This is a genomic window from Candidatus Zixiibacteriota bacterium, assembly GCA_035574315.1.
Lineage (GTDB): Bacteria > Desulfobacterota > Binatia > UBA9968 > UBA9968 > DATLYW01.
Genome location: DATLYW010000028.1, coordinates 56803 through 81940 on the forward strand (window position 1 = coordinate 56803; position 25138 = coordinate 81940).

27 protein-coding genes are annotated in these 25138 nt (G+C 65.3%); 7 read left to right on the top strand and 20 right to left on the bottom strand.

Annotated elements, in window-relative coordinates; genetic code table 11:
• Positions 1-57: 57 nt before the first annotated feature.
• Together VNN77_08985 and VNN77_08990 are read right to left on the bottom strand one after the other, a co-directional pair.
• On the bottom strand, positions 58-414 hold the full coding sequence (locus VNN77_08985; GenBank protein HXG51522.1) for a hypothetical protein: 357 nt from the start codon (positions 412-414) through the stop codon (positions 58-60).
• 84 nt (positions 415-498) lie between these two features.
• A complete protein-coding gene (locus tag VNN77_08990) occupies positions 499-2850 on the bottom strand; it encodes a mechanosensitive ion channel domain-containing protein (GenBank protein ID HXG51523.1) in 2352 nt (783 codons plus the stop codon).
• Positions 2851-3059: 209 nt separating this feature from the next.
• Between VNN77_08990 and VNN77_08995 the strand changes: the two genes are divergently transcribed.
• From VNN77_08995 to VNN77_09005, 3 genes are read left to right on the top strand one after another with little or no spacing between them, the layout of a single operon-like run.
• Entirely contained in the window at positions 3060-3659 is a 600-nt protein-coding gene (locus tag VNN77_08995) for an ABC transporter substrate-binding protein (GenBank protein HXG51524.1), read from the top strand.
• Between the two features lie 50 nt (positions 3660-3709).
• Positions 3710-4486 (top strand): exodeoxyribonuclease III, encoded by a 777-nt coding sequence (locus VNN77_09000; GenBank protein HXG51525.1) that lies wholly within the window; start codon positions 3710-3712, stop codon positions 4484-4486.
• Positions 4483-5175: a DNA polymerase ligase N-terminal domain-containing protein gene (locus tag VNN77_09005; GenBank protein HXG51526.1), complete on the top strand. Its 693-nt coding sequence runs from the start codon at positions 4483-4485 to the stop codon at positions 5173-5175. Before VNN77_09000 ends, VNN77_09005 begins: the two co-directional genes overlap by 4 nt.
• 96 nt (positions 5176-5271) lie before the next feature.
• On the opposite strand, the gene VNN77_09010 is transcribed toward VNN77_09005, so the two are convergent.
• Complete coding sequence (locus tag VNN77_09010) at positions 5272-6618, bottom strand: FAD-dependent oxidoreductase (protein HXG51527.1); 1347 nt, start codon at positions 6616-6618, stop codon at positions 5272-5274.
• A gap of 80 nt (positions 6619-6698) precedes the next feature.
• Positions 6699-6968, bottom strand: coding sequence for a hypothetical protein (locus tag VNN77_09015; protein HXG51528.1), 270 nt, complete (start codon positions 6966-6968; stop codon positions 6699-6701).
• 215 nt (positions 6969-7183) lie between these two features.
• Here VNN77_09015 and VNN77_09020 point away from each other — a divergent pair, with 215 nt between their 5' ends.
• Positions 7184-7870, top strand: coding sequence for a class II aldolase/adducin family protein (locus VNN77_09020; GenBank protein ID HXG51529.1), 687 nt, complete (start codon positions 7184-7186; stop codon positions 7868-7870).
• A gap of 59 nt (positions 7871-7929) precedes the next feature.
• On the opposite strand, the gene VNN77_09025 is transcribed toward VNN77_09020, so the two are convergent.
• The 8 genes from VNN77_09025 to ispF form a co-directional block, all read right to left on the bottom strand.
• The gene (locus tag VNN77_09025; protein ID HXG51530.1) at positions 7930-8640 is read right to left on the bottom strand and encodes a carboxypeptidase regulatory-like domain-containing protein; all 711 of its coding nucleotides are present in this window, start codon (positions 8638-8640) and stop codon (positions 7930-7932) included.
• Positions 8641-8711: 71 nt separating this feature from the next.
• Positions 8712-11399: a c-type cytochrome gene (locus tag VNN77_09030; GenBank protein ID HXG51531.1), complete on the bottom strand. Its 2688-nt coding sequence runs from the start codon at positions 11397-11399 to the stop codon at positions 8712-8714.
• A gap of 9 nt (positions 11400-11408) precedes the next feature.
• Complete coding sequence (locus VNN77_09035; GenBank protein ID HXG51532.1) at positions 11409-11576, bottom strand: hypothetical protein; 168 nt, start codon at positions 11574-11576, stop codon at positions 11409-11411.
• Positions 11576-12343: a cytochrome C gene (locus tag VNN77_09040; protein HXG51533.1), complete on the bottom strand. Its 768-nt coding sequence runs from the start codon at positions 12341-12343 to the stop codon at positions 11576-11578. Before VNN77_09040 ends, VNN77_09035 begins: the two co-directional genes overlap by 1 nt.
• Positions 12344-12365: 22 nt before the next feature.
• The gene (locus VNN77_09045) at positions 12366-13136 is read right to left on the bottom strand and encodes a cytochrome b N-terminal domain-containing protein (protein ID HXG51534.1); all 771 of its coding nucleotides are present in this window, start codon (positions 13134-13136) and stop codon (positions 12366-12368) included.
• A gap of 10 nt (positions 13137-13146) precedes the next feature.
• Positions 13147-13662 (bottom strand): Rieske 2Fe-2S domain-containing protein, encoded by a 516-nt coding sequence (locus tag VNN77_09050; GenBank protein HXG51535.1) that lies wholly within the window; start codon positions 13660-13662, stop codon positions 13147-13149.
• Positions 13663-13668: 6 nt separating this feature from the next.
• Complete coding sequence (locus VNN77_09055; protein ID HXG51536.1) at positions 13669-14016, bottom strand: hypothetical protein; 348 nt, start codon at positions 14014-14016, stop codon at positions 13669-13671.
• Between the two features lie 69 nt (positions 14017-14085).
• Positions 14086-14568: a 2-C-methyl-D-erythritol 2,4-cyclodiphosphate synthase gene (gene ispF / locus VNN77_09060; GenBank protein ID HXG51537.1), complete on the bottom strand. Its 483-nt coding sequence runs from the start codon at positions 14566-14568 to the stop codon at positions 14086-14088.
• Between the two features lie 108 nt (positions 14569-14676).
• Here ispF and VNN77_09065 point away from each other — a divergent pair, with 108 nt between their 5' ends.
• Positions 14677-15423, top strand: coding sequence for a DUF3750 domain-containing protein (locus VNN77_09065; GenBank protein HXG51538.1), 747 nt, complete (start codon positions 14677-14679; stop codon positions 15421-15423).
• A gap of 12 nt (positions 15424-15435) precedes the next feature.
• On the opposite strand, the gene VNN77_09070 is transcribed toward VNN77_09065, so the two are convergent.
• Positions 15436-16260 carry an ATP-binding cassette domain-containing protein gene (locus tag VNN77_09070; GenBank protein HXG51539.1) on the bottom strand — a complete coding sequence of 275 codons (825 nt, stop codon included), beginning with the start codon at positions 16258-16260 and terminating at the stop codon, positions 15436-15438.
• 54 nt (positions 16261-16314) lie between these two features.
• Positions 16315-17607, bottom strand: coding sequence for an MFS transporter (locus VNN77_09075; GenBank protein HXG51540.1), 1293 nt, complete (start codon positions 17605-17607; stop codon positions 16315-16317).
• A gap of 108 nt (positions 17608-17715) precedes the next feature.
• Here VNN77_09075 and VNN77_09080 point away from each other — a divergent pair, with 108 nt between their 5' ends.
• On the top strand, positions 17716-18435 hold the full coding sequence (locus VNN77_09080) for an SIMPL domain-containing protein (protein ID HXG51541.1): 720 nt from the start codon (positions 17716-17718) through the stop codon (positions 18433-18435).
• A 135-nt stretch (positions 18436-18570) separates the two neighbouring features.
• Positions 18571-19743 carry a threonine synthase gene (locus VNN77_09085; GenBank protein ID HXG51542.1) on the top strand — a complete coding sequence of 391 codons (1173 nt, stop codon included), beginning with the start codon at positions 18571-18573 and terminating at the stop codon, positions 19741-19743.
• A gap of 289 nt (positions 19744-20032) precedes the next feature.
• On the opposite strand, the gene VNN77_09090 is transcribed toward VNN77_09085, so the two are convergent.
• From VNN77_09090 to VNN77_09115, 6 genes are all read right to left on the bottom strand, one after another.
• Positions 20033-20914: a polysaccharide deacetylase family protein gene (locus tag VNN77_09090; protein ID HXG51543.1), complete on the bottom strand. Its 882-nt coding sequence runs from the start codon at positions 20912-20914 to the stop codon at positions 20033-20035.
• Positions 20915-21052: 138 nt separating this feature from the next.
• Positions 21053-21292: a glutaredoxin gene (locus tag VNN77_09095; protein ID HXG51544.1), complete on the bottom strand. Its 240-nt coding sequence runs from the start codon at positions 21290-21292 to the stop codon at positions 21053-21055.
• Complete coding sequence (locus tag VNN77_09100) at positions 21293-21793, bottom strand: peroxiredoxin (GenBank protein ID HXG51545.1); 501 nt, start codon at positions 21791-21793, stop codon at positions 21293-21295.
• 362 nt (positions 21794-22155) lie between these two features.
• Positions 22156-22851 (bottom strand): NUDIX hydrolase, encoded by a 696-nt coding sequence (locus VNN77_09105; GenBank protein ID HXG51546.1) that lies wholly within the window; start codon positions 22849-22851, stop codon positions 22156-22158.
• Entirely contained in the window at positions 22852-23901 is a 1050-nt protein-coding gene (locus tag VNN77_09110) for an extracellular solute-binding protein (GenBank protein ID HXG51547.1), read from the bottom strand.
• Complete coding sequence (locus VNN77_09115) at positions 23898-25025, bottom strand: hypothetical protein (GenBank protein ID HXG51548.1); 1128 nt, start codon at positions 25023-25025, stop codon at positions 23898-23900. The genes VNN77_09110 and VNN77_09115 overlap by 4 nt, the downstream gene beginning before the upstream one ends.
• Between the last annotated feature and the right edge of the window lie 113 nt (positions 25026-25138).

Sequence of the window (25138 nt, forward strand, 5' to 3'; positions counted from 1 at the left end):
ATTATTTTAGGAGCACGGGATTGGCAAGAGCCGTCGGCGTGGGCTCGTGGGGCTGGCTCAGGGCTTCTGGTCGAGATCGAACCTCTCGAGCCCCGGCGACGGCCGGCGGCGCCAGCCGAAGCTGACGGAGAACCCTTCTTCCTTGAAGACCAGAATGATGAAGACGAGTGAGACGAAGATGCCGCTCAGGGCATACAGAGCGAAGGGCAGCAGGGCGCCGGCTTGAGCGAGATAATCGCCCCACTGAACCAGGAAGCCGAGATAGAAGGTAAAAAGATAGGTCAGGAAGAGACAGGTCTTGATGCGACGGCAGAGCAGAAAGGGAACCAGCACCCCGATGTAGAAGAAGACCTGCCACATCGGAATCACCTGGTTGAAGAGCCCCAGCTGCAAGAGCTTGTCGACGCTAAACATCGGCTTCCCCCGAACGCGGCCTGTACCGCTACACTTACTACATCCGCGGGATTTTTAAAAACCGAAACCGCCCGGCCGGGATCCTCAGCGCAGCGCGATCCCTGCCGCCGCCAGGGCCTCGCTCACGCGGATCGCCAGCTCGCTGCGCACGCGCATCCAGTCGTCGAGACGGTCGGTCCACGCGCGCAGCTCCATGCCGATGGCGTCCGGCCCGAGCTTCACCACCAGCGCCTGGGGCGGCGGGTCGGCGGCGATCGCGGGGTGCGCCGCGGCGGTCTCTTCGAGCAGCGAGATCACCCGCTTCGGATCCGTCCCGCACGCGACCGCCACCGGCAGCTCGATGCCGTGGCGCGGGTTGGCCAGCGACCAGTTGATCACCCGCTCGGAGATCAGCTTGCCGTTCGGTACGACCAGCATCGAGCCCTTCGGCGTGCGCAGCAGGCTGGCGCGAATGCCGATGTGCTCGACCACGCCGGGGGTATCGTCGATCTGCACGACGTCGCCGACGTTGACCGGGCGCTCGAAGAGCAGGATCAGGCCGGAGACGAAGTTGTTGAAGATGTTTTGCAGGCCGAAGCCGACGGCGACCGTGAACGCGCCGGCGAGAATCGTGAACCGGGTCATGTCGACGCCGAGCGCCGCCACGGCGACGAAGAAGCCGGCGAAAACGAGCAGGTAATGGATCACCGTCGAGATGGCGTAGGGCAGGCCGCGCGCCATCGAGACGCGCGGATAGACGTCCTCTTCCAGCACGAAGCGCACGAAGCGGGAGAACCAGAGCGCGCCCCACACCGTGGCTGCAAAGGCAAGCGCGTCGCCGAGCGAGAGACGTAGCGAGCCTATCGCCAGCTCGGCGGCCAACAGCTTCGCGGTCGCGTCGAAGACCCGCTCGCGCAGCAGCAGCCGCTCGAGCAGGAAGACGCTCCACAGCGCCACCGCGAGCCACTGCAGCCCGCGGCGCGCTCTGCGCCGCAGCAAAGGCCGGTGCCGGCTCACGCAGCCAAGCAACGCGGCCGGGCGCACCAGCAGGAGGGCCGCGAACAGGCCCTCGGCGATCTCCACCGCGACGTAGAGGACCAGGGCGAGGTAGGCGCCGTCGAGCAGCGCGTTGCCGAGCAGATTGCCGAGCGTGACGTAGCCGAGCGCGCTTGCCGCGAAGGCCCCCGCCGTCAAGCCGAGAGCGAGCCCGCAGGCGATGCGAACCGCCTGTCGCAGCCCGTCGCGCTGCGTCTCCGCCGCGCGCGCTCGCCCCAGCGAGCGGACCAGCCACAGCAGCAGCCAGCCCGTCCCGAGCATCTCGAGCAAGAGCACCAGCCGCGGCAGCAGCGGCACCGCGGCCAGAACCGCCCGCAGCCGGTCCAGGAAGTAAAAGCCGATCACGGCGTAAACCGCGGGGTGCAGGTCGCGGCCGATCAGCCGCCGCAGGATCAAAGCGCTCGGAAGCAGAGCGAACACCTCGAGCGCCGCCCAGAGGAGGCGCGGGGCCTCCGGATAGATCCAGCGGCTGAGGAAGAACGAGAGCAGGAACGCGACTGCGACCGGAGTCTTCAGGACCTGCCCGGCGCGTTCCGCTTCCCCCCCGGGGGCGAGCGCCGGCGAGAGGCGGCGGCGGACCCAGGCGAGAACGATCCAGAAGAGCAAAAAGACGAGGACATGCCGGAAGAACTCCGCCCGTTGCCGTTCCGCATAGAGCCGGACGGCGGTCCATTGCGCTGCGAACGACGACCGGCTCTCCTCCTGGAAGTCCTGTCCCGAGCGGGCAAACGCGTCCCGGCTCCAGATCGCGGCTCCGTCCCTGACCAGCAGGTGATCGAGGATCCGCCGGTGGGCCCGGTCCACGAGCGCCAGCGCCTCGCCGACGCGCGCGTCCTGCGACGCGATCCGACTTTGCACCGCCAGCGCCCGCGCCTGCTCCTTGACGATGGCTGCGCGGGCCTCCCGGATTTCGCCCAGCGTCGTCTCGATGCGCTGGACGATCTCCGGCGGGCCGTTACCCTGCCTCGCGGCGGCGAGGGTCAGCTCCCAGACCTGACCGAGCGCCTGCAGCTCCCCCAGTTCCCGCTCGAGCGCCTCCGCCCGGTCCGCCAGCTTCCGGGTCCACGCGGAAAGATTGCCGCGAACCCGGCGCCAGCTCGCGTCCAAACTCCGCAGCGTCTCGAGCGAGGGACGGTGGGCCGCGACCTTCCGCGTCTCGCGCAGCCGAGCGTCGATCTCGCGGACGAGCGAGGGCAGCTGCTCCTCCGCCGCGTCGTCGGCCGCGTCGGAAAGCAGCTCCGCCTGCCCGTCGCGCAGGCGCGCCGCGACGAATTCGGCTTCGAGCGCTACCTCGGAAAGCGGGATCGGCTGCTGCGCCGGCCGCGCTTTCGCCGCGGGAGTCGCCGGCGCTTCCGCGAACGCCGCGCCGTAAAGGGCGCAGCACAACAGTGCTGCGAGCAACGCAATCGCCGGGCGCGGCGCCTGTGGTGCGCAAATCTCGTGTGCGGTCATGCTCGTCCAGTGTAATCCGCGCGGGCGCGGGGGCCAGCCCCGATCGGGTCGGGGCCCATTCTAGCATCGCCTCCGGCGGCGTTAAAGTTCGCGCGCGAAAAGCGATCCCCGTTGCGTCGCTTCGCGTTTCGTATAAGCTAGGAAGCTGCGAGGTGACCATGAAAGGGACGTTCCCGGGGATTCGGGCCGCGCTTGTGGCGGCAGCACTGCTTGCCGGCGGCTTGCCGGCGGCAGCCGGCGAGCCGACCGAGGAGATCCGCGCGGCGATCAGCCAGGGTGTTGAGGTCCTGAAGAACGCCAAGCTCGGGGATGCGCAGTCGCGCGCGGCCGCCCTCGACCGCCTGCGCAGGATCGTCTACCCGCTCTTCGATTTTCCGGAGATGGCCAGGCGCTCGCTGGGGACGCACTGGCGCCGGCTGGAGCCGCAGCAGCAAAAACGGTTCGTCACGGTCTTCACCGCGCTCCTGGAAGCGACCTACGCCGACAAGATCGATCTCTATGAAGGCCAGAAGGTGCTCTACGTCGGCGAGTCCATCGACCAGAACTACGCTCGCGTTCAGACCCGGGTCGTCGGCAAGGACGAACAGTCCTATTCGGTCGAGTATCGTCTGCACCGCCTCGACGGCCGCTGGCGAATCTACGATGTCGTCGCGGAGAATATCAGCCTGGTCAACAATTACCGCTCGCAGTTTCAGCGCGTGCTCGCCAGGTCGTCGTTCGACGAGCTGATCAAGCGGATGGAGCAGAAGTCGGGCTGAGACCGTTCGGGTCCGGCGGCCGCCGTCCGGAGCACGGCGAGCGATCCGTCATGAAGATCGCCACCTGGAACGTCAACGGCATTCGCGCGCGCGAAGCCCAATTTCTCGAATGGCTCGAGCGGGAACTCCCCGACGTCGTCTGCCTCCAGGAAATCAAGTCTCCGCCGTCCAAGATCCCGCCCGCCCTTTGCGAGCTCCGGGGCTATCACTGCTACTGGCACGGTGAGCGCGCCTACTCGGGGGTGGGCTTGCACATCCGGCGCGAGGCGTTCGCCGCGGAGCCGCGCTTTTTCCACCCTCCTTTCGACTGCGAAACCCGCATCGTGGCGGCCGAGATCGGCGCGCTCACGGTGGCGTCGGTCTACGTTCCGAACGGCGGCAAGGATTTCCCGGCCAAGATGCGCTTCCTCGAGGAACTGGAACGTTACGCGGCTGCGGTCTGCGGTCGCGGCGCCGACCTGATCATTTGCGGCGACATAAACATCACCCGCACGGACAGGGACGTCCACCCCAAGGAACGAAACCCCATGCTCTACGGGCAGCGGCCGGACGAAAGGGAGATGTTCGAGCGCATCCTGGCGTGCGGTCTGGTCGACGTCGGCCGCGCCCTCGATCCCGAGAACGAAAACCTTTTCACCTGGTGGCCGCCGTGGCGCCGGCTGCGTGAGCGCAACATCGGCTGGCGGCTCGACTACATCCTGGCGAGCCCGAGGCTCGCCGCCAGGGCGAAAACCTGCGTGGTCCAGCGTGAGTTCGGGACGAGCGATCACGCGCCGGTCGTCGCCGTCTTCGATCTGGAGGCCGCTTCAGCGGCGGCCGCACCGTGAAAGCGGGCTCGCGTCGGTCGCCCGGCGGCCCGGAGCGGCTTTCGGAGTACCGCAGCAGGCGGCGCTTCGACGTCACGCCCGAGCCGGAGGGCGGGAGCCGGCGGTCCTCCGGACGGCGTGAGTTCGTGGTGCAAAAGCACTGCGCCGGTCATCTCCACTACGATTTTCGTCTCGAGCACGACGGAGTCATGCTGTCCTGGGCGGTACCCAAGGGGCCGGCGCTCGATCCGGCGGTCAAACGCCTTGCGATGCAGACCGAGGATCACCCGATCGAATACAACCGCTTCGAAGGCGTCATTCCCGAGGGCGAATACGGCGCCGGCACGGTGATGGTGTGGGACCGGGGCGTATGGGAGCCTGAAACCGCGGACGTGGACGCCGCGCTGGAGAAGGGAGAAATCAAGTTCACGCTTTACGGCGAGAAGCTGAAGGGCTCCTGGGCCATGGTGCGGATGCGCGACCGCCAGTGGCTCCTGATCAAGCACCGGGACGAGCAGGCCTCGACGACCGATATCACCGCAACCGAGCCCCGTTCCGTGCTTTCCGGTAGAACGCTGGCCGAGATCGCGGAGGCGGAGGGAGCGTCCCCGCGCCAGATCGCCCGAGCCCGCGCCGCCGACGCGCAACACGCCGCTCTCCGCTCCGGCGCAACCCGCGGCGGAGCGCCCGGAGCCCGGCGACGCCGCTGACATCCCCTTCGCAGGCGGCGGGGTGAATTCCGACGAACGCGGCCGGCGTTCGAAGCCTCGGCCGCGTTGGAGAAGGGCCCGGCGAAGGAGACTCGATCAGTTCGCGACGGCTTTGGGCGCGGAGATGATCGCCAGCATCTCCTCGTCCGTTGCGAACTTGTATTCCCAGGTGTTGCGCTTGCGGGCTTCGGCTCGTTCCGCCGCTTCCAGGATTTCGATGTCTTCTTTCGTCACGAACGGGACCTTGTTTTCCTCGAGCTTGTCGAGCACCGCTTCGATCTTCTGCTCGACCAGCTCCGGCGGATAGCCTTCTTTCCCGGCGAGATACTGGTTGACGACCTTCATGCCGCGCTCGGCGTCCTGCTTGGCCACGCCGACGAGCCCGACGCTCGCGTTGCGCGACCAGCCGATCACGAAAATTCCCTCGAGCACCTGCTTCGTCTGAGGGTCGTAGGGCTGGTACGGCGCGGCATTCGGATCGCTCGACGACTGCGCGGGGCTGGTGATGAAGGCGCCGCGCGCGAAGGGAAGCCCGAGTGAGGCGTCGACCTGGTCGCCGATCGCGTAGATCACGGAATCCAGGTCGAGCCGGCTGCACCGCCCCGTTCCTTTCGCCACCGTCCGGCCGTTTTCCACCGCCAGAATGTTATGCTCCACCTCGAGCCCGGCGACCCTGCCCTCCGGCGTGGGGAGCACCCGCACCGGCGAGCAGAGGTAGCGAAAGCGCAATTTCTGGCCCGGCGGGGGCGTGCTGTCCTTGACGAAGGCACGGATGATTTCATCGACGTTCTGCCCGACCTTTTCGAGATCCGGGCGGATCCGCTCGATCTCGCCGCGCAGATCGGCGTTGTCCAGATATTTCTCGATCACCTCGAACTCGCTATCGTCGTAGGCCTTTTCCTTCGGGCCGCGCCGGGCGACCACCGTCACCTCGGCGACCCGCTGATAGTTGAGCAGCCAGTTGGCGACGTCCACCATCACGTTTCCCATCCCGATGATGGCGACGCGCGACCCGAGCTCGTACCGTCGCTGGCTGAACGGCGGGAGCTTGTTGTAGTGATAGACGACGTCCTTGGCGTGATAGACGCCGGCGAGATCCTCGCCCGGAAGGCCGAGCTTCTTGGTGCCCTGGGCCCCTGCCGCCACGACGATCGCGCTGAAGCCGGTGTCGCGAAGGTCCTGCAAAGTGAGCGCCTGATCCTCGCCCACGGTCACATGGCCAAGATAGAAAACTCTCGGGTCCGCCAGGATCCTCTTGAACTGCTTGCGCAGCCCTTCCTTCATTTTCTGCTTGTCGAAGAAGATACCGTACTCGGCCAGGCCGCCCGGCTTGATGTCCCGATTGATCAGCAGAACGCGATGGCCGGCCTCGACCAGCTTCCGCGTGCCGTAGATCCCGGCCGGACCGGCGCCGATGACCGCGACGAGATGCTGCTTGCTCATCGATTCACTTCCTGTTCCTGCCTGCGATGGACGCTGAAACGGCCGGCCGGGCCGAAGCGAGACCGGGGGCGTGTCGCGGCTTACTGGAGTTCCCTTTTGCCCTCGAACTCGAGCTCGGTGCCGCGCGAGTCCTTGTGGGTAAACGAGACCAGCTCCCAGCTGCCGTCGCCCAGAGGTCCCTTGAGAATGTAGGAGTTGTCGTCGTCCCCCAGCACCCGGAAATAACAGGAGTGCTCTCCGAACCAGCGATCCACGACCGCCGCGACCTGGACCGCCCGGCTGCCGAGCAAAAAACGAGACGGGCTTTCGTGTCCCTTGGCGTCGGAAAAGGATTCGACCTTGATCTTCACACGGCTCCCTTTTCTCCCGAGAGGCGAAACGTTACTATAGCCCAAATCCCGCCAAATAACAAAGGAGCGTGATCCCCAGCGGGTCTCCTCGTTCCCGGACACCTTCAACGTCCATGTCGACACACCCGGAAACCCCACCTGCTGCGGCGGCGCAGCTTATTGAAAGGGATTCATTGACAGGTAGGCACTACACTGACTTGACAGGAGGACCCTTTATGGAAACGGAGATTCGCCGGCTCAAGGACGACATCGTCTGTGCCTGTCGGATTCTCGACCGGGAGCGGCTCATCCAGGGCTTCGGTCACGTAAGCTGCAGGATTCCGGGGACCGACCGGTTCCTGCTCACTCCGAGGGTGAGCCTGGCGCTCGTCGGAGCGGAGGACCTTCTCACGATCGACCTGACGGGAAAAGTGGTCGAGGGGCGCCACGCGCCCCCCTTCGAGGCGCCCCTCCATCTAGCGATCTTCCAGACGATGCCGCGTGTCGGGGCCATCGCGCGCGTTCACGCCCGCGTGGCCAACATGTTCTCGGTGACGGACCGGCCGCTAGTGCCCGTCCACAACCATGGAAGCTTTTTCTCTGGCGGAGTGCCGGTCTTTCCCAAGCCGGATTTGATCTCGACGCCGCAGCTCGGGCGCGAGGTCGCGGAAGCTCTGGGCGACCGCCCTGCCGTGCTGCTGCGCGGCAACGGTCAGGTAACCGTCGGGGCGACCGTTCCCGAAGCGGTCATGATGGCGATCTATCTCGAAGAAGCGGCGGAAATTCTCTTCGGCGCCCTGCAGATCGGCGCTCCGGCGCGGCTCACCGGAGACGAGGCCGCGGCACGCCGGGTCGAGGCCCTGCCGCCCGTCGACCTCGAGCGCGCGTGGAACTACTTCAAGCACCGCTCGGGCTGCTCCTGAGCCCAAAAAAGCACGGCGCCGAAACGGCGCCGTGCAGACTGCGGGCGGCGGCCTGTGGCTTACTTGCCGGCCATCTCGAATGTCACCTTGGCGTCTTCCTTGGCCTTGACGGTGACCTTCTGGCTGGTCTTGCCGAGCTTTTCGTGCCAGACCTCGACGGTGTAGGTCCCCGGCGGCACGTCGGTGAGCTTGAACGCGCCGGAATTATCCGTGACCGCCACGTAGGGTGACTCCGTCGCCACCAGCCATCCCTGCATCCAGCCGTGAACGTCGCATTTCACCTCGATCACTTCGGGCTTGGCGATCTTGACTTCCATGCTCTTCTTGAACTTGGGTTGCGCGAGGTTGAACGGGCTGTTCACCTTGCTGTACGAGTGGACGTTGTGAAGGATGCCGTCGGGATTGAGGATCTGGACCGTGGTGCCCGCCGGAAAAGCCAGCACGTGCGGCTGGTATTCGCAGCCCTTCTGGTCGAGCGTGACCTTTTGCGTGGTGATCTTTTTTCCCTTCTTTATATCGGTAATCGTCACGACGGCGTTGACCAGATTACCGCCGTTCACCACCAGCGACTGGTCGACCTTGGGCGTCTTGCCGCAGACTTCCTTATCCTTGCTGACCTCCAGTTTCTTCGGCGCGGGAGCGGTGCCCTTGAACTTCACCGTCCCCGAGATCGTGCCGCCGTCCTTGACGTCGACGCCCTCGTAAGCTCCCGCTGCCGCCGGTCCGGCGAGCAGCGCCGCGGATAAAACAATCGATCCCAATTTCCTCATAATAGAAACCTCCTTCGCTCGTTGACTCATGGACACCCCCTCCTTTTGGACGCTCCCGCCAGGGTGTCTATTCAGCGCCGCGCCGCCGCTCTGGCTCCCGGCGCGGCAGGGGCGGCGGGCCGGCTCCCGTTTCCGCCGAGCGTCATCACGTAATCGCGCAGGGCTTCAATCTGCCTGTCGTCTTTGCCCCCCAGGATATTGTCCGGCCCTCCCGGGTAGAACGACGGCATCTTGGTACCCGGCTGGATCTTCTGCGGATCCTGCAACCATTTGAGAATCCAGGCCGGGTTGAGCCGCTGACGCGCCAGCGCCAGATCCGGCGCCCAGCCTTCCGGCGGCCCTTCCGGAGTCTTGCCGCCCTGCTGGTGGCAGCTGAAGCAGTTGAAATAGTCCCTGGAGGCGAGCACGCGGGCCGCTTCCAGATTCTCCCGTGGAATTTTCGTATCGTCAACCCAGGCGAAAGGAATTTCCACTTTGGACAACCCGTTGAAGTAGCTCACCAGCAGGTTCGCCTGAGGATCCGTGAAGCCGAACGTCGGCATCCTGATCTGGAGCCAGGGACGCAGCGGGACCGGCGACTTCAGGAACCCGAACAGCCAGTTCGACTGGACCTTCTCGCCTTCGCCGTTGAGCGGCGGCGGCGCCGCCTCGGGAGCCTCGTAGTACTTCTTCACGAAGCCCCCGCGCTTCTCGATCTCGTGGCAGCCCACGCAATTGTAGAGCTGCACCAGCCGGCGGCCTTCGACCACCTGCACCACCCGCTGGCTCTGGTCCGCCAGGTAGCGCTCGCCGACCTTCTTTTCGCGGAATCCGGCGAGCAAAATCCGCAGCGCCCGGATGTCCTCGTCGGCGAGATTGAACTGCGGCATCACCTGCTCCACGCGCTCGGTGGCGTAGATGCGCGGCGTCTTGAGCTTGTTGTACGTCCAGTCGTCCCAGGTCGGCTTGATGTCGGTGCGGTTGCCGAAGAACAGCTCTTCGAGGGGCTTGGAGCCGAAGGTGGTGAGCTCGACGCCGATGCGCGATTCCTTCTCCATTCCCTCGATGTCGTGGCAGCCGAAGCAGCCGTACTTGCGCACCAGCGACTCGCCGCGCTTGATGTTCCTGGCGTCGCTCAGCTGCTGCTCGATTCCGGGAATCGGCTCGGCCTTGCTGCCGAGGGTCGCAAGGTAGCTCGTGATCGCCAGCGCCTCGTCGTCCGTCAAGCGCAGGCTCGGCATCGCGGTGTCGGGCGCGAAGTCCTTGGGATTCTTGATCCAGTGGTAAATCCACCGCGGGTTGGTCTTCGACGCGATGTCCTTGAGATTGGGGACCAGGTCTTTCTCCTTGCCGACGACGGTGGTGAACTCCCCTTCGGCGAATCCGTGGCAGCCCTTGCAGCCCACGGTCTCCACGAGCTTCTTGCCGCGCGCCGCCGCTGCGGCGTCGCCTTCACGGAAGGCGGCGGGCAGCGGATGCTGCTGCAGCCAGCTCTCCCCGTCGTCCTTCGACAGCGACCACAAGAACGCCGCGATCGCCACCGCCTCGTCGCGCTTGAGGTCGAAGTTCGGCATCCGGGTTCGCCGCCGGAACTTGTGCGGGTTTTCGATCCATCCCACCATCCAGCTCGGGTCGACCTTGGCGCTGATCCGTCGCAGGCTCGGGCCGATCTTGGGGATGTTCTCGTAGCCCTTGACCAGGTGGCATCCGGTGCAGCCGATCTGCTCGAAGATCCTCTGCCCCTGAGCGAGCAGCGGAGCTTCCTGCTCGAACTTCTGCACGTCGAGATGGCAGGAAACGCAGCTCGACTGGGCTTTGGCGCCGCGCAAGAGCGGAAATTCCCAGAGCGGCACCTCGCCGTGGGCCTGCTTGACGCTGTTCACCGCCACGCCCTGCCCTTCGTGGCAGGAGGTGCACCCGAACTTTTCCGGGGGATGCGCGTTGTCGCCGAGCAGCGTCTCGCGCTTCGGGTGCGTCTTGAAGGGGTTCGGCTGGTCTTCGAAGCCGGGACGGTTGATCGCCAGGTGGCAGGTCTGGCAGCGGTCCACGCGCGCGATCGGCTGGTCGAAGCGGTTACGGTCGAATTCATCGAGCGAGACCTGCAGGATCTTCGGAATCCGGTAAAAGGAAACCGGGCCCAGCTGGAAGGTGGCGTTCTCCATCACCCGCCGCCATTTGTCGCGTTCCGCGCTGAGCTTGGCGAGCTCGTCCTCCAGCTCCTTGACGCCCGCGTGGATCTTCTTGATCTCCTCCTTGATCCGCTCCCGCTTCGCTCGAGCCGCCGCCAGCTGCGGCTCGAGCTTCTGCTGCTCCTTTTCCAGCTCCCGAATCACCTCGAGGTAGGGCTTGGGATTGCGCCGTTGCTGTACCGCGTGGTCGTGCTCGTACCAGGCCTCCTCCAGCTCGCTTTTGATGAACTTGACCTCCTGATCGATCTCCCGGAAGCGCACGTCGGCTTCCTTCTCCTGGCGCTCCAGGGCGGCGAGCCGCTCGGCCATCTGCCCCCGGGACAGGCTCGCCCTGGCCGCCGCGAGCTTCCTGGAAAGCTCCTGATACTTCGGCTCGGCCCGCAGCTTCTTGTCTTCCTCGTCGTAGGCCGCCTTTGCCTTGGCGTAATCGAGGCGGTAGAAACGCGCCTGAAAAGCCTTCCACGGACGCCGCGTGATGTTGTCGTCCCAGAACGCCCAGAACGACAGCGCCACGAGCATGGCCACGCCGAGCACGAAGACGCTGCCGTACGATTTCTTTTCTTCCTGTGGATCGATCCCTCGTTCCGCCATGCCCCCACCTCACGCCGCCCTGCGTTCGAGGGCGCGGCCCAAGGAAAAGACCCCGAGACCGATCAAGGTCAATACGATTTCTTCCGCCATCGAGAAATTCTTCATGACTCCCACGAACAGGGCGTAGCCGACGTCGGCGAGCCCCACGGCCTGCAAAATCTTGGCGAGGTAGAACATCAGATGTTAAGCCACGGCGTGACCAGGATGTACTTGACGTTGAAGGCCAGGCGCAGGAACATCTTGGCCGGCAGCGAAAGCATCAGGACGAACAGCACTGCGGTGATCGTGAAGCGCACCATGCCCCAGCGCTCGAGGAACTCCCGCCCCTTGACCCGCAGCACCCACCAATAGAAAAGCGCGATCCCGACGGCGAAGTAAACGGCGATCACGAACAGCCCGAACGCCGCCGACCACCAGTAGTCGCGGAACCCGAAGAGGTAGGGGAGATCGACGTTGGTGAGCGCCACCACCTTGTGCGGGTCCCACCGCTGCCAGGGCCAGAAGAGGTTCCAGCCCGGACCGCGGAAAAACGTCCCGATGATGATCATCGTCACCCAGAGCACATGGAAGCCGAAGACGAACGTGAGGATCTCGTACTTGCGCTCCTTGAAGCAGTAGTAGCCGTTGCCCTTGGGGTTGATGTCGATGAAGGGAATCACCATGAGACCGACGATGATCAGGCTCGGCAGCACGACGCCCGCGTGCCAGGGATCGAAATAGACCAGCATCTCCTGCAGCCCCAGGAAGTACCACGGGGCCTTGGAGGGGTTGGGCGTGCGGGTGGGGTTCGCCGGCTCCTCGAGCGGCGCGTCGACCGTCATGGCCCACAGTGCGAGCACCACCATGACGAACAGCGCCACGAGAAACTCCATCCGCACCAGGTGGGGCCAGGTGTGAATCTTGTCGTCGACGGGCAATCTTCTTTCGCGCGTGACCTCAGCCATCGTCCTTTTCCTCGCGCCGGGGCTACAGAGGCGGCCCGGAGAATCCGTCCCTGCGAATGCGCCAGAAATGGACCGCCATCAGGATGCTGGCGACCAGCGGAATGAAAATGCAGTGCAGGATGTAGAAGCGCAACAGCGTATGCGGCCCGATCTCGCCGCCCCCGAAGAGAAACGCCCGGGCGTCGTAGATCGGGTTGACGCCCACGAACTCGGCGAACGGCCCCTCGTAGCCCAGCAGCGGCGTCGCCCGCGCCATATTGGAGCCGACGGTCACCGCCCAGATCGCGAGCTGGTCCCACGGCAGGAGATAGCCCGTGAAGCTCAACAGGAGCGTGAGCACGAGCAGCAGCACGCCGACCACCCAGTTGAACTCGCGCGGCGGCTTGTAGGACCCGGTGAGAAACACCCGGAACATGTGGAGCCAGACGAACACCACCATCGCGTGCGCCGCCCAGCGGTGCATGTTGCGCATCAACATGCCGAAAGGCATGTCGAACTCGAGGTATTTCATGTCGGCGTAGGCGTACTCGGCGACCGGGCGGTAGTAGAACATCAGATAGATGCCGGTGACCACGGTGACGAGGAACATGAGAAACGTCAGCCCCCCCATACACCAGGTGAATCGCATTCTCACCGCGTGGCGGCGGACCTTGGCGGGATGGAGGTGGAGAAAGACGTTGGAGGTCACCATCATGACGCGGTTGCGAGGCGTATCCTCGTAGCCGTGGCGAAAGATGGATTTCCACACCTGGCTCTCGACGACGTCGTTCTTGATCTTGTCAAAAATACCCATGGGTGTACCGTCAAACCTTGAGGATGCTGTCGGCGTGCTGCTCGTCGGGCTCGACGCCGGGATTCATCTTGAAAACCTTGCTCTTGTCGACCACGAGCTGCCCGTCCTCGCCGATGGTGACCTTGAAGCGATCGAGCGGCCGCGGTGCCGGCCCTTCGAAGTTCAGGCCCGATTTGAAAAAGCCGCTGCCGTGGCAGGGGCACTTGAACTTGTTTTCCGCCGCCAGCCAGCGGGGGGTGCAGCCGAGGTGGGTGCACTTGGCGAAGATGGCGTAGATCCCGGATTCCTCGCGAACGATCCAGACCCGCTGCTCCTGCTTGTATTTCTCGCTCACCTCCCCGATGGCGTAGTCCGAGGGGAACCCCGCCTTGAACGTGCTCGGCGGCTGGAAGAGAACCCGCGGAAAAGCGGAGCGAACGAAACCCAGCAGGCTCAACCCTCCGAAGACTCCGAATCCGCCCCAACCGAGCCGCGTGAAGAAATCCCGCCGAGACCAGATACCGCGCTTGACCTTTTCCTCTGCCATGAACGCTTACCTTTTGAGCCAGCTAATCAACGCTCCCCAAACGACGAAAAAGACGCCGCCGGCCATCAACATGAGGCCGACCGGCCCGAAAACGAACGACAGACCCGCCCCCAGACAAAAGATCAAGACCCCTGTACCCAGCGGATTGAACGGAGCCGGCGCTGTTCCCGCGACGCTTCCGCCACCCTCGGGTTCGTGAATCAGCTCCTCGCGGATGAGGGTGAACGCCAGCTCCTTGAGATCTTCCCGCCGTCGCGGATCACCGCGTTGAATCAGGCGGCCGATCTCCTGAGCGAGCTTTTCAATCTCTTGTTCACGCGCTTGCTGCGCGAGGTCGGGAGGGTCGGGTGCCACTCAGATTAAATTTGGTGATTATTATAGAAACAGCCCTTTGTCAACCACCGGTCCCCCGCATAACCTGCTTCATTTGCTCAATAAAACCACTGCGAAGGCGGCCATCCCCTTGCCCGCGCCGAGCGCGCCGAGCTTTTCCGGCGTGGCGGCCTTGAGGTTGACCGCGCCCGGCCGCGTCCCGAGCAAGGCCGCGATTTTCTTCCTCATCGCCGGATAGTACGGCGCCAGCCGCGGTCCCTGGGCGAGCACCGTCACGTCCAGGTTGACCACCCGAAACCGCTTCCGCTTCATCATCGAGGTAACGGATCTCAGCAGCTCGGTGCTCGCGATTCCCTCGGTCCGGGAATCGCTGTCCGGAAAATGGAGGCCGATGTCGCCTTCCCCCATCGCGCCCAGCACCGCGTTCATGACCGCGTGCAGCACCACGTCGGCGTCGGAGTGGCCTGAAAGCCCCCGCGGATAGGGAATCTCGACGCCGCCCAGAACCAGCCGGCGCCGCGGCGCGAAGCGGTGGACGTCGACGCCGTGCCCGATACGAAGCTGAAGCGTCATGCCCGATCTCGCGAATAGCTCATCATTGCCCGAACCGCGCCGACAATCAACGCCCCGGGACCCGGTGCTCTGGCAACAGGGTCGGCGCTCGGCTATAATCCGCTCGCGATGGGCTCCCGGATCGTCCTGCTGGCTCTGGTTTTTCTGCTGGCGCTGCCGCTCTTCGTGATCTTCTCGGGAGCCGCTCAGCTCGGCCGGGACTACCGCCGCGCCGACCGCTCGAGCGCGGGGATCGCCCCGCCCCCGGAAGCCGCCCCCGAGGCCGTGGTCCAGGTTTACGCCGCCCGGGCCCTCAACTGGCGCGGCATCTTCGGCGTGCACTCCTGGATCGCCACCAAGCCGAAGAACGGCGATCACTACACCGTGCACCACGTGATCGGCTGGCGGCAGTACCGCAACCTCCCCGTGGTCGTCTCCGCCCCGGGAACTCCGGACGGAAAGTGGTTCGGCAATCTGCCCGAGCTGCTCGCCGAGCTGAGGGGCGAGGAAGCGGAGCGCGCGATCGAGAAGATCGAGCGCGCGGTTGCGACTTATCCTTATGCCGGCGAGTACCAGCTCTGGCCGGGACCGAACAGCAACACCTTCGTTGCCTACGTCGCCCGGCAGGTGCCCGAGCTGCGGCTCGAGCTGCCCGTCACCGCGATCGGCAAGGATTTCCCGATCAACGGCTCGTTGATCGATCACGCCCCGAGCGGCACGGGATATCAGGCCTCGGTGTACGGGCTGTTCGGCGTGATGCTGTCGCGCGAGGAAGGGATCGAGCTTAACCTTTTGGGCCTGAGTTTCGGCCTCGACCTGGCCCGTCCGGCCCTGAAGCTCCCCTTCGTCGGGCGCGTCGGCCTCTCCAACCACTGAAACAATCGCGACTCACCCGACGATCGGCCAGTAGCGTCCCCCGGCGCGGATCACGCGAAGAGAGACGCCGTAGATCCGCTCGAGGACGGCGGGCGTCAGCGCATCGGGCGTCGGGCCCGCGTAGAGCACCATCCCGTCTTTCAGCACCAGGGTCTTGCGAAACAGCGGCAGGATCTCCTCGACGTGGTGCGTCACGTAGAGGAGCGAAGGGAACCGTTTCTCGCGGGCGAGCTTCTGCAGGCTCGCCAGGAACGCCTCGCGCGCCCCGGGGTCCATGCCGGCGCAGGGCTCGTCCAGAATGATCAGGTACGGCCGCGTCATGCGGGCCCGCGCGATCAGGACCTTTTGCTGCTCGCCCTGCGAGAGCGTTCCGAACTCCTGTTCGCTCAAATGATCGGAGCCGATCTCCTTCAGGTAGCGTCGGGCGGCCCGATAATCGCCCGCTACGGCGGGCCCTGCGAAAGCCTCGATGTAGCCGATCTGCGCAAAGCGGCCGGAGATCACGGTACGAATCACCTTTTCGCGCGGCGGGATTTGCGCCGCGAGCGTGGACGTCACCCAGCCGACGCTGCGCCGCAGCCGCGGCAGATTGACGCGCTCGCGACCCCGCCGCAGGACCTTCCCGCCGTCGTTGGGCCAAAGATAGCCGAACGCGACCTTGAGGAGCGTGGTCTTCCCCGAGCCGTTGGGTCCCAGGATGGCCCAGTGCTCTCCCGGCAGCACCGTCCAGTCGATGGAGTCGAGGATTCTCCGTCCCGCCACGCGGTAGGAGACTCCCCGCAGCTCGAGCGCGGGGACGCGCCGGGCGGCGCGAGGTCGTCTGATTCGGGCGCGCATGGTAGTCCTGCGAGGCGATGTTTCCGAGGAGAAAAGAAGAAAAAGACCTCGAAGTCAAGCCGCGCCGCTCGAAAGCCGCGGTCGGACGGGAGGCTTCAAGAGCAGGCTCAGGAAAGCGGATGTGATCAGGGCGCAGCCGAAGATCGCGAACGACAGGCCGTAGCCTTTCGTCCAGTCGTACAGAAAACCGAAAAACGGCGGCCCGAACGCCGCCATGCCATGGCTCGCGAGCAGCCCCAGGCCCCGCACCCTGCCGAGCGAGCGGCGACCGAAATAGTTGGCCCAGAGAATCTCCGGCAGCACCATGTTGCCCCCCAGGCCGATGCCGTACAGGAAGAAGCCCGCGTACAGGAAGACGACGTCGCTCGTCGTAATCGCGAGCCCGAGGCCCAGCGCCTGGACCACGAACCTGAGCATCGCGGCGATTCGCACATCCACCCGCTCGGCGAGAAGCCCCCACGCGAGGGGCGAAGCGAGTTGCGTGGAGGCGATCACGCTCATCACGGTGGCGGCGATTACCGGGGAGTAGCCGAGATCGGAAACGTAGGGATAGACGTGCAGATTGAGCCCCGTCACCCCGACGCTGGAGATGCCGAAGGTCACGACCAGGAGCCAGAAGGCGCTCGTGCGCATCGCCTCGGCTCGGCTCCACACGGCGTCCTGATCGGTCGGGACGCGCTGGCTCCGGCCGCCGGCCTCGACCGGGCCCGTCCCGCCGTCGGGCAGGAGGCCGATCTCTTCCGGCGAGCGCCGGACAAGGAGTAGCGCCGGAGCGACGCTGAGAGCGATCGTGGCGGCGCCGAAAACCATCCAGGTTTCGCGCCAGTCGAGCCGCGTGAGCAGCCACGCGGCGACCACCGGCATGCAGACCTTGGCGAAGCCCACGCCCATGCTGGAGACCGCCATCGCCCGCCCGCGCCGCGCGATGAACCAGCGGGCAAGGACCACGTTGACCACCATCGAGCTCATGAGGGCGTCGCCGGTCGTGACCAGGCCCAGGCGCACGGCGGCGAACTGGGAAAAATTCTCGACGCGCCCGAGCAGAAAGTAGCCCAGGCCGGCGATCGCAGCCCCGAGCGCGATCAACCAGCGGCCTCCGAAGCGGTCGACGAGCGTTCCGACGAGCGGCGCAACCACCGCGCCGATCAGTCCTTCGCCCGACCGCAGCAGCGAAAAGACGCCGCGCGAGACCGCGAGATCGGCCGTCAGAGGCTTCAGGAAAATCCCGAGGGTGCTGGCGAGGGCGAACGAGGATGCGACGTTGGCGAGAAACCCGACGCCGACGATGACCCAGCCGTAGAAAAAACGCCGCTCCACCGAGTTGCGCGCCGTCGCCGTCGACTCCACGCGCCAGCTTTAGCAGGGATTTGCCGCCGCACGCAATCGCTGCAGGGGTGGCGGGCGGGGCGCTTTTGCTGTAGCCTTCCGTGTGTGGCTCGAACGAGGAGGTTGTCCATGCGCCAACCGAAGACCTTGCTCCTGGCGCTCCTTCTTGCCGGAAGGGTCGAGGCCCAACAGGTGGAGCGGTCGGTCACGCCGCCTGCCGTTACCGCCAACGCCGAGGCGATCATCGCCGCTGAGCCGGACCAGGCGGAGATCGACATCGGCGTCATCACGCAGGCCCGCACCGCTCCCGACGCGGCGCGGGAAAACGCGGAAAAGCTCACGCGCGTCAGGACCGAGATCAAGAAGCTTCTCGACAGGGACGACGAGCTGAGGACCGTGGGCTACTCGCTGAACCCCAACTATCGCTACCCGCGCGAGGGAGGCAGGCCCGAGATCACGGGGTACACCGCGGCCAATACGGTGCGCATTCGGACCGCCAACCTGCAGAAGGTGGGCAGGCTGATCGATGCGGCGATGCAGGCGGGCGCGAACGCGATCAACCGCCTGGCCTTCACCTTGAAGGACGAGCAGGGCGCTCAGCTGCGCGCGCTGCGGCTGGCTGCGCAGAAGGCCAGGGCCAAAGCCGAGGAGATGGCCTCCGCTCTCGGCTTGAAGATCGTAAGGGTCCTTTCCGTCACCGAGGTCGAGCGCGGCATGCGCCCGGTGATCCCGCAGGCGCGGGGCGTGCAGGTCGATGTCATGGCTGCCCAGGCGCCCACGCCGATCGAGGCGGGAACGGTCGAGGTCCGCTCTACCGTTCAGCTCAAGGCGGAAATCGCGCCGCGCTAACGTCCGGTGGATCAGGTTGAACGACCGCCGGGAGGGGGCCGGCTTTTCTCCAACCCTCGGCCCGCCGTCTCGCACGGCTTGAACGGAGCGACGCGGTTGAACTGTTTGGACCGTTCGAGCGATCATTGATCAATCATGACCTTCGCCACTGAGATCGCCTGCGCTCGTTGCGACAAGCGTTTCGCCCGCTCCCGCCTGCTCAACCTCTGCGACTGCGGCTCGCCGCTGCTCGTGAGCTACGATCTCGAGAAGGCAAAAGCCGCTCTCGCCCGGAGCGTCTTCGAAAATCGCGCGCCGTCGCTCTGGCGGTACCGCGAGCTGCTGCCGCTCGAGGACGACGCCCACCTGGTCTCACTGGGCGAAGGTTTTACGCCGCTCCTCGAAGCGAGGCAGCTCGCCCGCGCCCTGGGCCTCCGGCGCCTGTTGATCAAGGACGAGGCCCGCAACCCCACGGGCTCCTTCAAGGATCGGGGGCTTTCCGTGGCGATCTCGCGCGCCAAGGAGCTGGGCGTGACCAAAGCGGCGATTCCTTCGGCCGGAAACGCGGGAGGCTCTCTCGCCGCTTACGCGGCGCGCGCGGGGATCGAGGCTTACATTTTCATGCCCAGGGACGCACCGCCGGCCAACCGGACCGAGGCAGTCCACTACGGCGCCCGCCTGACCCTGGTCGACGGTCTGATCAGCGATTGCGGACGGCTGATCGCGGAAAAGAAGGCGGCGGAGGGATGGTTCGACGTTTCGACCCTCAAGGAGCCGTACCGCGTCGAAGGCAAGAAAACCATGGGTTACGAAATCGCCGAGCAGCTCGGGTGGCGGCTGCCCGACGTGATCATCTATCCGACTGGCGGCGGAACCGGGCTGATCGGCATGTGGAAGGCGTTTTCCGAGCTGGGCGAGCTGGGCTGGATCGGCGACAAGCGGCCGCGCATGGTGTCGGTCCAGGCCGGCGGCTGCGCGCCGATCGTCCGGGCCTTCGCCCGGCGCGAGGAGAGGGCGGAGCCCTGGGCGGGCGCCAAGACGATCGCGGCGGGACTGCGCGTGCCCCAGGCCGTGGCCGATTTCCTGATCCTGCGGGCGATCTACGCCAGCAACGGAACGGCGTTGAGCGTCGGCGACGAGGAGATGCTGTCGGAAATTGCGCGCGCCGGGCGGACCGAAGGAATCTTCTTCTGTCCCGAGGGAGCCGCCTGCATAGCGGCGCTTCGCCGCCTGCTCGAGCAAGGTTGGATCGCGCCGGACGAAGAGGTCTTGATCTTCAACACTGCCTCCGGGCTCAAGTACCTCGACGTCCTGCCGGAGGCGCGGTGACAAGATCGTTCAAGCCGTTCAATCGCTTCGCTCCGTTCCGGCAGCGGCCGCGCGGAACGCGGGCCTTTCAAGTCGTGCTTCGAACCTCGAATCTCGAACTGTTTCATAAACGCGACACGAAAGAGTAGATCGATGGTGCAGCCGAGACGGAGAAAAGTCGCTGTTCTCGGAGCCCGTTTCGGCGACCTCGACGTGGAGCGGCGGCTGCTCGCTCCGCTCGGTGCGACGCTGGTCGAGGGGCACGGGCTGACGGAAGAAAGCGTCGTCGAGGCCGCCGACGGCGCGGAGGTCATCCTCTGTGCCGGCCGGGGTCCTCGTAGTAGTGCCTGTAATACCAGTCGGCGATCTCCCAGCCGGTGGCGCGCCATACGCCTTCGTGTGAACAGATGTATTCGAGCGCCCTGTCGAGGTATTGGATGCGGTGGGGGATGCCGATCACGAACGGATGGAGCGGCAGGCAGAGAACCCGCCCGCCGTTCCGGCTGTCGCGGTAGAGCGTGTCGAACTGGTCGCAAACCATGCGACAGTACTCCTCCGCGCTTCGGTTCTCGCGCAGAAAGACGCGGATGTCGTTGATCCCGAGCTCGTAGGGAACCACGATCATCCGGCCGCTCTTGACCCGCATCGGCACCGGCTGCTCGTCGCAGCCCCAGTCGCAGACGTACTCGAACCCCTCGGCTGCCAGATGATCCGGGGTATCGAACGTCTCGCCCAGTCCGGGGCCGAGCCAGCCCTTCGGCGGTTTCCCGGTGGCGGACGCGATGATCTCCTTGACCCGATGGATGACCTCGCGTTCCTGGTCGGCGGGATAATCGGCCATCGAGACGCTGTTCGTGAGGCCGTGTCCGAGCCATTCCCATCCCCGCCTGTTCCCCTGCTCGATGATCGGGGGATGGCGCTCGCAGACCTCGGCGTTCAGGAGCACGCTCGCGCGGATCCCGTGCCGATCGAGCACCTCCATGATGCGGAACACGCCGACGCGCGAGCCGTAGTCCCGCAGCGTGTAGCCCGGAACGTCCGGCACGCGGGCGCTTCCCGAGCCGCGAATCGGCATGTCGAAGTGGAAATACTCGATGTTGGGCGCGACCCAGAGGGCGATGCGCGCGCCCCCGGGCCATTCGATCTTCGGTCGAGCGAAGATCGGCGAATAGTCGTATCGGCGATGGTCCATCTTTCCACGTCTCCTTTCCGCGGCCGCGGTTTTCCCAGCTTACGGCACCGCGTGAAAAAGGGTCAAGCCCGGCTCAAAAAAAGGCCCGATCCGGACGCCGGATCGGGCCTTCGACTCGCACACGGTTCGTGGCGGCGGCTAGAGGAACTTTTCCACGAGATAGCGGTTGATCTCTTCCGCGCCGGCGAGCGGCTTGCCGTCGATCACCAGCACGGGAACGGTTTTTGCGCCGGTCAGCGCAACCAGCTCCTTTTCGAATTCCGGGTTCTCACGAATGTTCTTCTTGACGACCCGGTCCTCGATCCTCAAGTTCGTGACGCAGTTCAAAACGCTTTGAGAAAAGCCGCACTCGGGGTAGAAGTAAAGTTCCAGTGCCACCTACTTGCTCGACGCGTTGATCTTTTGGCACTCCGCGAGAAGCTCTTTCGGATTCCGCTCGCCCGCCGGCGTAACCGATACCGCGTAGCGCACGATTCCTTGCTTGTCGATGATGACCGTGGCCCGGTCGGCGATGCCCTTGTCCTCGAGATAAACGCCGTATTTCTTCGCTACTTCGCCTTTGGGATGAAAATCCTGCAGCAGCGGGAACGAAACTCCGCCGAGGGATTTGGCCCAGTTGTCGTGGGAGAACCGGCTGTCGACGCTCACACCCAAGACTTGGGTGTCACAGGCCTTGAACTCGTCCAGCAGGGACTGCAGGCCCGGGATCTCCCGGCTTCAGGTGGGCGTCCAGTCCAGCGGGTAGAACACGAGCATGACGTTTTTCTGCCCTTTGAACTGGCTGAGCGTGAACTTGGTTCCCCCGAGATGGCTTACCAGCTCAAAATCGGGCGCGGGTTTTCCGACTTCGATCATGACGATCGTTCCTCCTTGTACCATGGGATCTCGAACGAACTCCTGAAAAGTTTCCCTTGCCGACTTCCGCCGCACCGGCCCGTCTGCGGCTCCCGGCGCGGTCAGCGGCGCCCGGCATTCAACGTCCGACCGCTCGCACCACTGCCGGACGACGTGGGCAGGCCAGCGTCCGGAGTCCGGCGTCCAATGTCCGATGTCTCTTGTTCGTGCCGGCCTCCGGTCCTCGGTCTTCGGTCATTCCATCTCGAACCGCCGCGGCGCTGCAGCCCGAGCAACCGTGATGCGGCATCTGCATGAGCTCGCTGACGGCGTGTTCACTATAACCAAAAGCCGGCGGTTTTCAAACATCGCCCGCGCATCGAGAAGATTTCTTTCCGCCGGGCCGGCTAACGCAGGCGGTAGCGCGAACGAATTTCGGCCCAGGTGAGCCGGGAGATCTCCTGCAGCACGGTGGTCGTCGGCGGCAGCAAGGGAAAATCGTGCCGGCGCGCCCTCGCGAGGGCCTCTTTCGGATCGATCCAGAGACTGCCGGCCACCTCTTCCGACCGCTCCAGCGCCGTCTGGTTCTCCGGCAGCGCCGCCAGGTAGAAGCGCGTGTCGAACCGGGTCGGGTAGAACTCCGGCGTCACCCGGTGGAAGAAGTACGCGAGGCGGCCGAGATCGCAGTAGAGATCCTCCGATTCCAGGAACTCGCCGAATTCCAGCTCGTCGCGCGCCAGCGCCCGCCGTTTCGCCTCGAGCCGTCCGGCGCCGTCGGAGCCCGGCGTGCTCCCGTCCCCGTTCACGCAGAGCAGCACGCCCACCTCCTCGAAAAGCTCGCGCGCGGCGGCGACCCAGTGAGCCAGCGCGGTCTCCGCGCTGTGAGCGCCCCCGAGCAGGCGGCGCGCCTGCGCGCCTTCGACGCCGAGGCAACGTCCGAGGGTCCTCGGCGCGCCGTCGCTTTCGCGCACGGCGCCGCCGGGAAAGACGTAGTAGCCCCCGAGAAATTTCATTTGCTGCGGCCGGCGGGTGAGCAGCACCTCGAAGCCCGCTTCGCGCGGCTTCAACAGAACCACCGTCGAGGCGAGACGCGCGCGGACCAATTACTTCTTACCGAGGTCCCGCAGCAGCTTCTCCCAGCGGACGTTTTCCTTTTCGTACTGTTCGACGCTCTTGCCCTGCTCGGGATACCAGCGCTTGAAGGCGGGTTTGTTGACCGGGCTGTCGAGACCGAATTTTTCCAGCAGCTTCTGCCCCTCGGGGCTCAACAGATAATCGGCGAAGAGCAGCGCGGCGTGAGGGTGCGGCGCGTTGGCCGGGAAAGCCACGCCGCCCGCGTTGGTCGGCACGACGTCCAGGGGCACCCACTGGATCGGCGCGCCCTTGGAAACGGACACGCGGGAATGGCTGAGGAAAACGGTGGGCGAGGCGCCGAGCTCGCCGGAGATGACCATGTCGAGGATCGCCCGGCCCGAAACCGCATGGAGCGTGATCTCTTGCGATTTCAGCCGCGCGAGATACGGCTGCCCTTTGACGGCGAGCATCGCGCCCACCATGCGGTTCCCTGTGTCGCTCGTGGCGAAGCCGATCTTGCCTTTCAGGCCCGGATGGAGCAGATCGTCGAAGGACTTCGGCGCCGCGGCGCCGGAGACGACCGAGGTGTTGTAGGCGAGCCCGATGTACGATTCGCGATCGGTCGCCCAGTAGACGAGATCCTTCCCCGCCGCTTCCTGGACCTCCTTGGGATAACGCGCCAGCTGGGGAGAGAAATAAGGCGCAAGGAGCTTGAGGTCCCTCATGACCTTGAGCACCGGAAAGGTGGTCTCGATCACGTCGGCGAGGTACCGTTTCGCTTCCGCTTCCTGGAGAACCCTGGCCGCCAGATCTTCGCTCGACGCGCGATAGACCTCCACCTTGATGCCCGGATATTTCGCCTCGAACGCTTTCGGCACCGCCTGATTCGGCCCGCCGGTGAGCGAAGTGTACCAGAGCACCTTGCCTTCCTTTTGCGCCCCTTCGAGCAGCACCTTTTCGCGGTCCGGCCGGTTGTAGGCGGCCAGCTCCGACGTCGAGCGCGCCTGGCCGGCCGCCGCTGTTCCAGGGGGAACGGCCAATACGACGATCGAAAGCAAAAACCCGAGAAGCCTCGTCATCCTGCAGATCTCCTCGACTCCTCTTCCTGCGATCCGCCGGCAAGGTTGTGATGGTGGTGTGACTTGGAGACGGCGCCGATGCCGCTTGCGATCCTCTGCCAGTGTTCGCCCTCGTCGTCGCTGTAGTAAACGTCCCCGTCCGTGGTGCCGAGAAAGAGCGCGTAACCGCCGCTCCACGTGTCCATCGCCATGGCTTCGATGCTCGCGCGGATGTGGTCGGGCAGTCCCCCGTTGAGCACTTCCCAGCTCTTTCCGCCGTCCCGGCTGCGGGCAATGCGAGCGTCCGCGGTGTGGAGCTTGCGCCAGGTGCCCGGGCCGGTCTTTGCACCCGCGACGAACAGGAGGTCGGGATCGGCGGGATGGACGAAGAAAGGATCGACGTAGCCGATCCTGAACTCTCTAGGAGTCAGACTCGTCCAGCTCCGCCCGCCGTCGTCGCTGCGGCACACTCCCGCGGTCACCTCCGGCCCGCAGTTGGTCGTCGGCATCACGAGATAGATCCGCTCCGGGTCGTTTACCGGAGCAAAGACGCGGTGCGCGTCCGGATTCAAGCCCGGCGCGATCGTCCAGCTCCGCCCGCCGTCTCTGCTCTTCAGGAAGCCGCCCACCTCCACCGCAACGTAAATGACGTCGGGATTGTCCGGATGAAAGGCGATATCCTTGACATGGGCCTGATGGGGCGGTGCGGGAAAGGTCCACTTCTCGACGCCGGGCACCTCCCGCAGGGCCGGCAGCTCCGTCCAGCGTTCCCCGAGATCGTCGCTGTAAAACAGGTGGGCCGGCTGCGTCCCGGCGTACAAGCGAGCGCGCCCCCGGATCGCGCGGCTCGCGAGCGAGTAGATTTCGCGTCCTCCCAGCCCGCTGTTCCGCGATATCCAGCTTTTCCCCAGATCCCCGCTCGCGTACAGGGCGCCGCCGTAACTGCCCGCGAAAAGCGTCCCGGTGATCGGCTCGAAGTGGATCGCGCTGATATGCTCTCCGGCGAGCATTGTTTCCTGCCGGTTCCAGACCCCGCCCTGTTTGGCGAAGGAGAAAATACCGTCGACGGTGCCGACGAGGAGCCGTTCCCGGGGCGTTTCCCCGACGGTCAACCCCTGTCCTCCGGGCGACAGACAGACGAACATGGCCCTTTCTCCTTTCCGGCGCACGCCGTTTCGAGCGCGCGTTTCCGATTTGGCAAGGCATTCATCGCCGCGTTACCCACTGACGAACTAATATGTGAAAGCGCCGGGACAGT

Excerpts from the sequence above, each read along its gene's own strand:
- VNN77_08985 (HXG51522.1), bottom strand. The coding sequence starts at position 414 with ATGTTTAGCGTCGACAAGCTCTTGCAGCTGGGGCTCTTCAACCAGGTG.
- ispF (HXG51537.1), bottom strand. The coding sequence starts at position 14,568 with ATGACGCTTCAGCTTCGTATCGGGCACGGCGTCGACGTCCACCGCTTC.
- VNN77_09035 (HXG51532.1), bottom strand. The coding sequence starts at position 11,576 with ATGTTCTACCTCGCCAAGATTTTGCAGGCCGTGGGGCTCGCCGACGTC.
- VNN77_09115 (HXG51548.1), bottom strand. The coding sequence starts at position 25,025 with ATGTTCGTCTGTCTGTCGCCCGGAGGACAGGGGTTGACCGTCGGGGAA.
- VNN77_09040 (HXG51533.1), bottom strand. The coding sequence starts at position 12,343 with ATGGCTGAGGTCACGCGCGAAAGAAGATTGCCCGTCGACGACAAGATT.
- VNN77_09030 (HXG51531.1), bottom strand. The coding sequence starts at position 11,399 with ATGGCGGAACGAGGGATCGATCCACAGGAAGAAAAGAAATCGTACGGC.
- VNN77_09045 (HXG51534.1), bottom strand. The coding sequence starts at position 13,136 with ATGGGTATTTTTGACAAGATCAAGAACGACGTCGTCGAGAGCCAGGTG.
- VNN77_09090 (HXG51543.1), bottom strand. The coding sequence starts at position 20,914 with ATGGACCATCGCCGATACGACTATTCGCCGATCTTCGCTCGACCGAAG.
- VNN77_09085 (HXG51542.1), top strand. The coding sequence starts at position 18,571 with ATGACCTTCGCCACTGAGATCGCCTGCGCTCGTTGCGACAAGCGTTTC.
- VNN77_09020 (HXG51529.1), top strand. The coding sequence starts at position 7,184 with ATGGAAACGGAGATTCGCCGGCTCAAGGACGACATCGTCTGTGCCTGT.
- VNN77_09025 (HXG51530.1), bottom strand. The coding sequence starts at position 8,640 with ATGAGGAAATTGGGATCGATTGTTTTATCCGCGGCGCTGCTCGCCGGA.
- VNN77_09010 (HXG51527.1), bottom strand. The coding sequence starts at position 6,618 with ATGAGCAAGCAGCATCTCGTCGCGGTCATCGGCGCCGGTCCGGCCGGG.
- VNN77_09050 (HXG51535.1), bottom strand. The coding sequence starts at position 13,662 with ATGGCAGAGGAAAAGGTCAAGCGCGGTATCTGGTCTCGGCGGGATTTC.
- VNN77_09080 (HXG51541.1), top strand. The coding sequence starts at position 17,716 with ATGCGCCAACCGAAGACCTTGCTCCTGGCGCTCCTTCTTGCCGGAAGG.
- VNN77_09070 (HXG51539.1), bottom strand. The coding sequence starts at position 16,260 with ATGCGCGCCCGAATCAGACGACCTCGCGCCGCCCGGCGCGTCCCCGCG.
- VNN77_09110 (HXG51547.1), bottom strand. The coding sequence starts at position 23,901 with ATGACGAGGCTTCTCGGGTTTTTGCTTTCGATCGTCGTATTGGCCGTT.
- VNN77_08995 (HXG51524.1), top strand. The coding sequence starts at position 3,060 with ATGAAAGGGACGTTCCCGGGGATTCGGGCCGCGCTTGTGGCGGCAGCA.
- VNN77_09000 (HXG51525.1), top strand. The coding sequence starts at position 3,710 with ATGAAGATCGCCACCTGGAACGTCAACGGCATTCGCGCGCGCGAAGCC.
- VNN77_09065 (HXG51538.1), top strand. The coding sequence starts at position 14,677 with ATGGGCTCCCGGATCGTCCTGCTGGCTCTGGTTTTTCTGCTGGCGCTG.